Annotated in this window: 9 protein-coding genes; 4 read left to right on the forward strand and 5 right to left on the reverse strand. The window is 42.0% G+C overall.

Translation table 11 applies throughout. The features are described from left to right. Positions 1-261: 261 nt before the first annotated feature. Positions 262-933, reverse strand: coding sequence for a ZIP family metal transporter (locus HRT75_RS13295; protein WP_366665077.1), 672 nt, complete (start codon positions 931-933; stop codon positions 262-264). Continuing rightward, on the reverse strand, positions 930-1,661 hold the full coding sequence (locus HRT75_RS13300) for a class I SAM-dependent methyltransferase (protein ID WP_291187662.1): 732 nt from the start codon (positions 1,659-1,661) through the stop codon (positions 930-932). Before HRT75_RS13300 ends, HRT75_RS13295 begins: the two co-directional genes overlap by 4 nt. A 56-nt stretch (positions 1,662-1,717) precedes the next feature. On the opposite strand from HRT75_RS13300, the gene HRT75_RS13305 reads away from it, so the two are divergent. After that, complete coding sequence (locus HRT75_RS13305) at positions 1,718-2,875, forward strand: THUMP domain-containing protein (RefSeq protein ID WP_291187664.1); 1,158 nt, start codon at positions 1,718-1,720, stop codon at positions 2,873-2,875. Here HRT75_RS13305 and HRT75_RS13310 read toward each other — a convergent pair. Genes HRT75_RS13310 through rlmD form a run of 3 tightly spaced genes read right to left on the reverse strand, consistent with a single transcriptional unit; the run spans position 2,872 to position 5,470 of the window. Then, positions 2,872-3,585 carry a DUF6048 family protein gene (locus tag HRT75_RS13310; RefSeq protein ID WP_291187666.1) on the reverse strand — a complete coding sequence of 238 codons (714 nt, stop codon included), beginning with the start codon at positions 3,583-3,585 and terminating at the stop codon, positions 2,872-2,874. The genes HRT75_RS13305 and HRT75_RS13310 overlap by 4 nt on opposite strands. Beyond that, positions 3,557-4,009, reverse strand: coding sequence for a DUF6452 family protein (locus tag HRT75_RS13315; protein WP_291187668.1), 453 nt, complete (start codon positions 4,007-4,009; stop codon positions 3,557-3,559). The genes HRT75_RS13310 and HRT75_RS13315 overlap by 29 nt, the downstream gene beginning before the upstream one ends. A 51-nt stretch (positions 4,010-4,060) precedes the next feature. Then, positions 4,061-5,470: a 23S rRNA (uracil(1939)-C(5))-methyltransferase RlmD gene (rlmD, locus tag HRT75_RS13320; RefSeq protein ID WP_291187671.1), complete on the reverse strand. Its 1,410-nt coding sequence runs from the start codon at positions 5,468-5,470 to the stop codon at positions 4,061-4,063. A gap of 157 nt (positions 5,471-5,627) precedes the next feature. Between rlmD and rocD the strand changes: the two genes are divergently transcribed. The 3 genes from rocD to HRT75_RS13335 all read left to right on the forward strand — a co-directional run. Further along, positions 5,628-6,905: an ornithine--oxo-acid transaminase gene (gene rocD / locus HRT75_RS13325; protein ID WP_291187673.1), complete on the forward strand. Its 1,278-nt coding sequence runs from the start codon at positions 5,628-5,630 to the stop codon at positions 6,903-6,905. A 28-nt stretch (positions 6,906-6,933) separates the two neighbouring features. Continuing rightward, positions 6,934-7,875, forward strand: coding sequence for a hypothetical protein (locus HRT75_RS13330; protein WP_291187675.1), 942 nt, complete (start codon positions 6,934-6,936; stop codon positions 7,873-7,875). A 366-nt stretch (positions 7,876-8,241) separates the two neighbouring features. Next, on the forward strand, positions 8,242-8,600 hold a 359-nt coding region (locus HRT75_RS13335), incomplete at its 3' end, for a hypothetical protein (RefSeq protein WP_291187678.1).

Consider the following 8,600-nt stretch of genomic DNA (forward strand, 5'->3'; position numbering starts at 1 on the left):
ATACCAAGTGGGAGAGTATGTCGCTGCCTTTTTTTCATTAAAGACCCGTTCTATTCTTAGGACGGGTCTTTTTGTTTGTAGAAACTTCTCGATTAAAGATGTTGTTGTATAAATGAAAGCAAGCTTAGTGTTCCATTATAGGATTAATGAGTCGCACTGTTCTTGTCTTTAACCTCAAGATAGAAATCTTTGAAATGGAACCTATCTATAGTTAACGTATGGATTCGGCAAAGGTTATAAAGATATTAACATAGTTCGCTATTAAATCAAGTAAGCGATGGCCATTGCTAAGATCACAGTCAAAAGTTTCATCAGATTAAAACTGTGATTCTTATTACTTTCAAAGAGTATGGTTGTAGAGACGTGTAGAAATATACCCACTACTAAAGCGTTAAAATAAGGAAGATATTCTAGAAGCTCCGGTAAATGTTGACTTAAATAACTACCCAGCGGGGTCATGAGTGCAAAGCCACTTAAAAACAATAAAGTGATCCATGGTTTGTATCCAGTTTTGATCAAGAAGATGCCCAAAATAGCAGCAATAGGTATTTTGTGAATGAGTACGCCATAAAGAACATGATCACTTGTGGCTACTGGTATTCCTTCGAGAAGCGCATGAATAGAAAGACTAATAAATAGAGCAAAAGGAAAGCTGCGTTGATCCGAATCTATATGAATATGTCCGTGCTCTGCTCCTTTGGAAAAGAAATCCAAGACCAGTTGGAGCAGAATACCTGCCATTATGAAGATCCCTAAGGAATCATGGGAGCTTTGATACAATTCAGGTAGATACTCAAATACCGTGACCGAAAGTAAAAAGGCACCGCTAAAAGACAATAACAAATTGAAACGTGACGTCTCTTTGGTCTTCAACGCATAGGCGACCCCGTATCCTATGATGACCGATAAGAATAAACTCAGGTACAACATCATTTAAAGATCAGTATAAGTCGTTCAGAAGTATTGGGGTCATAAAGGTCTAACTGGTAGTTTCCATAAGTTGTGATCAACTCTACACCAGCAATTTCAAAGTAAGCTTTGAATTGATCCAAGTCCATTGCAGAAACGCGCTCTGCAAAAGAGTATTCCTTTCCGTCATCTGTAAAGGAAATGGTTTTGGTAATAAACTTTTCGTCGATCTTGCGGTTGATCTTAAAGCGAATTCCGTCTACCGTTTTTTCTTCGTCAGCTACCAAGTGCTTTGCGACATGATTCACATTTAAAAAATCGATAACCCCAATACCACCTGGGGCTAAATTCTGCCTTATGGCTCTTATGGCCCGCAGATTGTCATTAGCACTTTCAAAATACCCAAAGGATGTAAAAAGATTAAAAATGGCATCAAAAGACTCCAAAAAAGGCAAGCACATATCGTGGATCACAAATCGCAATCCCGGCCGTTCGTGCTTCTTTGCAGCTGCTATACTTTTTGGCGAAAGGTCTGCACCAGTGACTTGATAACCCAATCCTGCTAAATAAATAGAATGTCTACCGCGTCCACAAGCCAGATCCAGTATGTGACTCGTTTTGGGTAAATCCAAAGCAGCCGTCAAATTATCCATAAAAGCTGCAGCTTCCGAATAATCACGATCCTTATAAAGGATGTGATAATACGGGGAATCAAACCAGGAGGTGTACCAAGATTCAGGAATCTCTTGCATGCAGATGGATTAAAGGGCTAAAATAGTCTATTTTTGGGGCATCGTACAGCGATCTTATGGTAAAAAACTATCAAATGGTAGCCAAGACACTCTTCGGGTTGGAGGAGGTTTTGGCAGAAGAACTTAGAAAATTAGGAGCATCCGGAGTCACTGCGGGAAGACGGTCAGTAAGTTTTATGGGCGATCTTGGCTTTATGTATAAGGCCAATCTTTGCTGCAGAACTGCGATAAAGATCTTAAAACCTATTTCCAGTTTCCCCGTATTTTCTGAAGACGATCTTTACAACAAGGTGAAGAAGATCACATGGGAAGATTATTTAAAAGCTGATGGAACTTTGGCTGTGGACGCTACAGTGCATTCCCAGCAGTTTACGCATTCCAAGTTTATTGCGCTAAAGACCAAAGACGCCATTGTGGATCGATTCCGGGAAAGAGAAGGTAAGCGCCCTAATGTTGATTTGATGCATCCCAATTTGCGCATCAACTTACATATTGATAGGAACCGTTGTACAGTCTCTTTAGATAGCTCCGGAGGTTCTTTGCACAAACGCGGCTACAAGACCGCGAATACCCTGGCCCCGCTAAACGAGGTTCTGGCTGCGGGAATTGTATTGCTATCCGGCTGGCGCGGGCAGTGTGATCTGTTAGACCCAATGAGTGGTAGTGGTACTATATTGGCTGAAGCGGCCATGATCGCCTGTAATATCCCTCCTAATTTGAATCGTGATGAATTTGGCTTTGAGCATTGGCCTGATTTTGATCCGGACTTGTACGAGACGATTGAAAACGCTGCGCTAAACAAGATCCGTGACTTTCGTTATAAGATCAAAGGATTTGACTTGGATGGAAAAGCACTACAGGTTTCTAGAGGAAACATAAAGAATGCCAACCTCGGTGAATTCGTAACTATTGAACGGCAGGACTTTTTTGAATCCTCCAAAGTGGATGACAGCCCGAGTTTTATCATCTTTAATCCACCTTACGATGAGCGTTTATCTATAGATACAGAAACCTTTTATCAGAAAATAGGTGATACCCTTAAAAGAGGATATCCAGGAACACAAGCTTGGATGCTCTGCGGGAATTTGGAAGCACTGAAATCGGTTGGATTGAGACCATCGCGAAAGATCAAACTCTTCAACGGAAAATTGGAAAGCCGATTGGTGCGTTACGAAATGTACTCGGGGAGTAAAAAGGCGAAAAAGCAGCACTAGCGCTTGAAGATCGGGATCAGATAACTGATCGTATATCCGTATCCCACACCAAAATTGCTCTCGTCATAGGTTCTATTAAAACCGGGAATATAAAGATTGTCAAAATTCTCCGGTTTGGTTTCACTCACTCTACTCTTAAGCTGCACATTCAAACTCAAGAATAGATTGTTGAACAGTTCGGTCTTAACACCGACAATCAGTTCCACCCAAGAAGCATTTAATCCCTCAAAGGTCTGTGGGTTTTCTCTGAGCTCAAACTCCTGCAAGCTTTGATCCGTTGTATAGATGCCATAGGAAACCAGATCCTGCTCAAAAGTGGCAAAACCATACCTCAGGCCTGCAAATATGCTGTTGTTCAGTCCTGGCCAGTTATCGTAAGCATTGAAGTCTGCTCCGATCTTGAAATAACTTCCGCGGGCTATAGAATTCAGATTCTCTTCATTGCGCTCTTTTTCCTCGGTTCCTAATTCCAAAGCAGCGTAGAATCGTTTAGATACTCTAAAGTCTGCGGTGATCTCAAATCCTGTATAACCGTCCTCGAGCGCAGTACGCAATGGCTTGGCCAAATCGAGCCCGACTCGGAGGCCGTATTTATTGTCTCGTTTCTGTAAGCCAACGGAGTCTTGAACCACTTCAGTAGTATCCTGAGCGAATCCATCCGCAGCTCCAAAGAACAATAGACTAATGAAAAAGAGTAAGGTGAGCCTCATTCTGATCGCTTATTGTGGTTTGTAATACTTCAAAACTAAAGATCCAGTTTGCGCCGGATTCGTTGATAAGTTGACCGCTTACATCGTTATAATTACTTATGAATCCGCATGCGCGATTCAAATAGATATCCTCCGTAGTGTAAAACAGATTGAATTGATCAATATTGGATTCATCAGTATCTGTAGTATCTGCCTCTCGAATGAAAAGTAAATCGGTACGTGTGGAAAAATTGCGCAATGGGATCGCAATTGAATCCGTACTGGCTGCACTAAAGAGCACAAGCTCTCCGGTTTCGGCATCTCTAACTTCTAGATTAGGAACGGTTTTAGACTCCGTTTGGTTTGCGAAGTCTTTAAAAGTAATGATCAAAAGGGGAGTGGTCTGTGTGTCCTCCGGACAGATGTCATCTCGGGTACATCCCATGACGAGCAGTAAACAACACAACAACGCAAATGTTCTTTTCAAAGCAGGCAACTATCGTTTGGTTAAAAGTACAACATTTTCTACATGATGGGTCTGTGGGAACATATCCACAGCCTGAGACTTGATTACCTCGTATTTCTCTGCTAGCAGCTGCAAATCCCGTGCCTGAGTGGCGCTGTTGCAGCTCACATAGACAATTTTAGGAGCTTCCAATTGCAACAACTCCGCTACCACGTCTTTGTGCATGCCGTCCCGAGGTGGATCTGTGATCACTAGATCTGGCGCACCATGGGTATCGATAAAATCTTGGTTGAATACATTTTTCATGTCTCCCACATAGAACTCGCAGTTGTCTATCTTATTGTGCTGGGCATTGGCTTTTGCAGCTTCAATGGCCTCTGGAACCGCTTCAACACCGATCACCTTGGCAGCTTGTTTTGAAACAAATTGCGCAATGGTTCCTGTTCCTGTATACAGGTCATAAACCAATTCAGTTCCACTTAGTTCCGCAAAATCGCGTGCAATTTTATAGAGTTCGTAAGCTTGTTCGGAGTTGGTTTGGTAGAACGACTTGGCGTTGATCTTAAATTCTAGCCCTTCCATGTTTTCAATGATATGATCACGTCCGGAGTAAACCAAGATATCCTGATCATAAAGGGTGTCGTTTGCTTTTTGGTTGATCACATATAGTAAAGAAGTTATTTCTGGAAACTGTTGCTTAACGGCTTCTAAAACAAGGCTAATGGCATCTTGGTCGTTGTCATAGAACTGTATAAGCACCATGATCTCTCCAATACTCGTATTTCTGATCATCAAAGTCCGTAGCAAACCTTGCTGTGCTCTTGGGTCAAAAAAGGCCAGGCCTTTCTCCTTGGCAAAGTCACGGACAAAATTTCTAATGCTGTTAGACGGATCTGCTTGTAAGTGGCATTGATCAATATCCAAGATCTTGTCCCACATCCCTGGAATGTGAAAGCCTAAAGCGTTTCTGTCCTCAATGGCTTCTCCGGAGTTGATCTGTTCTAGAGTCAACCACTTATTGTTACTAAAGGAGAATTCCATCTTATTGCGGTAAAAGTAAGGCGTGTCGCATCCCTTAATAGGAATGATCTCACCAGGTTCAATACCGCCCAAGCGCTTTAAGTTCTGAGTAACTTCACGCTGTTTGTACTCCAGCTGATGGGGATAACCCATATTTTGCCATTTGCAACCCCCGCAGGTTCCAAAGTACGCACAAGCCGGTTCCACGCGTTTGTCAGAGTAGCTTTGAAATTCAATTGCTGTACCGTGATAATAGGCAGAGCGCTTTTTGGTGGTTTGTATGGTCGCCACATCTCCAGGAACGGCATTATCTATAAAAACTACACGTCCATCTGGGGCTTTTGCCACTGCCTTTCCTTTGGCCCCAGCATCAATGATTTCAAGGGCTTCAAATACTTTTCTGTTGCGTTTTCTCGCCATGTCGGCAAAAGTACCACAATTCCAACATTTTTGTGTTTACTTTTTAAATACTGAATGAACTAATTAGTAACTTGCTGTCCCTAAAGGATGATTTCTCTCCTGCTGACAGTAGAAGCCAAGAAGGAATTGCTCATGTTTCAATTGAAAAATATTTAAAATGTCTGTTTTAGAAGGATTGACATCGCAAGAGGCCATGGCTTTAGAGGACAAGTACGGCGCTCACAATTATCACCCACTACCCGTAGTACTTTCTCGTGGAGAAGGAGTATATGTATGGGATGTAGAAGGAAAGAAATACTACGATTTTTTATCGGCTTATTCAGCAGTAAATCAAGGGCATTGCCATCCAAAGATCGTTGGGGCATTGTCCAATCAAGCAGAAACACTAACACTAACATCTCGAGCATTCTACAATGATCTTTTAGGGCGTTATGAGAAATATGCATCAGAACTATTCGGCTTTGATAAGTTGTTGCCTATGAATACAGGGGCAGAGGCTGTGGAAACTGCCGTAAAGATCTGTCGTAAGTGGGCCTATGAGAAAAAGGGAATTCCAGAGAATGAAGCGCAAATCGTTGTTTGTGAGAATAACTTCCACGGCCGAACTACAACGATCATTTCGTTTTCAAACGACCCAGTAGCTCGTAAGAACTTTGGACCGTACACGCAAGGATTCATAAAGATCGCCTATGATGATATTGATGCCTTAGAAGCGGTTTTGAAAGACAATGATAAGATCGCCGGATTCTTGGTGGAACCTATTCAAGGTGAAGCAGGGGTATATGTGCCTGCAGATGATTACTTGAAAAAGGCAAAAGCTTTATGTGAAGCTAATAATGTGCTTTTTATTGCTGACGAAGTGCAAACAGGTATTGCGCGAACAGGCCGTCTTTTGGCTACTTGTGGGAATTGCAGTTGTTCTGATAAGAATTGTAGCGGGACTCCAGAGGTCAAGCCAGACATGTTGATTTTAGGAAAGGCCTTAAGTGGAGGCGTATATCCCGTATCCGCAGTATTGGCCAACGATGATGTGATGAACGTGATCCGCCCTGGGAATCACGGTTCAACTTTTGGTGGAAATCCAATTGCGGCTGCAGTAGCTATGGCAGCATTAGACGTGATACAAGATGAAGCACTGGCAGAGAACGCCTACCAATTGGGTGAACTCTTCAGAGCTGAATTAAATAAATATATAGAGACTAGCAGTGTTGTTAAGCTGGTTCGGGGTAAAGGTCTTTTAAACGCCATTGTCATTGACGATGATGAAGAAGGAGATACTGCCTGGAACATTTGTTTGGCGCTGCGAGATAACGGCCTTTTAGCCAAACCAACCCATGGAAATATTATTCGTTTCGCTCCCCCATTGGTAATGAATAAAGAGCAACTCTTGGATTGTGTGCAAATCATAACAAAGACGCTCAAAACATTTGAATAACCAATAAATCTTTAATTAATCTCACACTATGAAAAGAACATTTCTAGGCCTTTGTGCCGCTGCACTACTGTTATCTTGTGCAGAAGAACCGCAACAATTACCAGAGGAAAACGCCTTTGATGTAGCTAAAGTAGCTGCATTGGCCACAGCATCACCGGATGCTACTTTGGACGGAACAAATTTGGGGATGTATCGTGGCGTATTTGTTTCCGCCGATACAAAGCTTCACGGAGAGTTGATCGTTTCTGTCACAGATACGGAGACTCCGATTGCCCTTGTCGAACTGGATAATGAAAAATCACTTTATTTTAAGGGAACAGCTCTTGGAGATAACCAATTCAGATTTAAGAACGCAGATGCTTTCTTTACCATTGATGTTTCCGATCGTGATAATGTAGTTGTTATGGGTTCTGACTTAAACAGTCGCCCAATCCACATTCGATTGGTAAAGGACGATGCGGCGAGCCGCGCAGCAGTTTCTTTGGGAACCTTTGTGGATACGGCAGATGCTGGCTTCGGAGGAACCTGGGACTTTATCAGCACGTCAACCTCTGATATTACCCAACCCATTCCGTTTCCACCTTTTACATTTACCATTACAGTAGATAATATTGATGAATTGGTGATCTGTTATGACAATGGCACTCCAGAAGGACGTATGTTTAACGATACTTCTCAAGAGAGTTTCACAGCTTCTGGTTGTGGGGTTATTCCAGAAGGAACTTATGCTCCTTTTACGCTAGGGCCTGAGACATTGGTTCTTCCAATCATCGGAGCTAGAGATGTCGATGAGATTGCGGCCTTTGGTCAAACCACAAACATTTTAGGTAATGACCTTACTTGGAATATTGGATCTACAATTAACGGTGCTACAGTAGGTACTCAAGCCTATGTAAGCCTGAGCTGCACAGAAGTGGCTTCTGGGACTTGGTCTTGGAACGGTAGAAGCGGTACAATCTTATTGGACTAAAGCGTTAATTTGCTTTAATTTACTCTTCGAAAGGGGAGTGAAAGCCTTTGAAATTCAGTTAATCTGAGTTTTAGAGGCTTTTTTTATGGTTGAAAGGCTAAGTCTGTCATTTTAACCAACTTGTAGGAATGGAAAGAGCAAAATCCCTGGGAACACCCACTATACGGGCTTTAACACTTGTTAACATTTGAAGGGTCAATAAAATATTTAGGTTTTATTTATCCATTTATCGAAAAAATAACACTGTTAAGAGATAATTTAAAATTTCCTTAACATTTTCATTGTCTTTTTTAAAATTGACTTTATATTGTCAACTCGAATTTTAGCGAACAGAACTTTTAACTTTTCAAAACCTCGCATTAAACAATGAAGAAATTTATTTTACTACTTGCTCTAGGGGTTGTGGCTTACTCCTGTAGCGAGGAACCTACCGAACTAGATCAAAATGAAACCAACGCATTTTTAGAATCGGTGGACCCAAAAACAACGCCTAGCGCGTCACTAGACGATTCAGGCTTGGGAATGTACCACGGATTTATTGCAACTTTAGACTCAGATTTTAATGCTAAGATCTGGATCAACGCCGGAAACGACGGAAAATTCAACGCTACAGCCAAGGATATTAACGGAGAGAAGTATTCTTTCTTTTCGCATGAGGCTGATATGGCGGGTACACAGTTTACCTTTAAAGGTGTAGCTGGTACGTTTGCTTTTGACATTTCAGA

The sequence above is a fragment of the Gilvibacter sp. genome (genome assembly GCF_013214815.1).
GTDB lineage: Bacteria > Bacteroidota > Bacteroidia > Flavobacteriales > Flavobacteriaceae > Gilvibacter.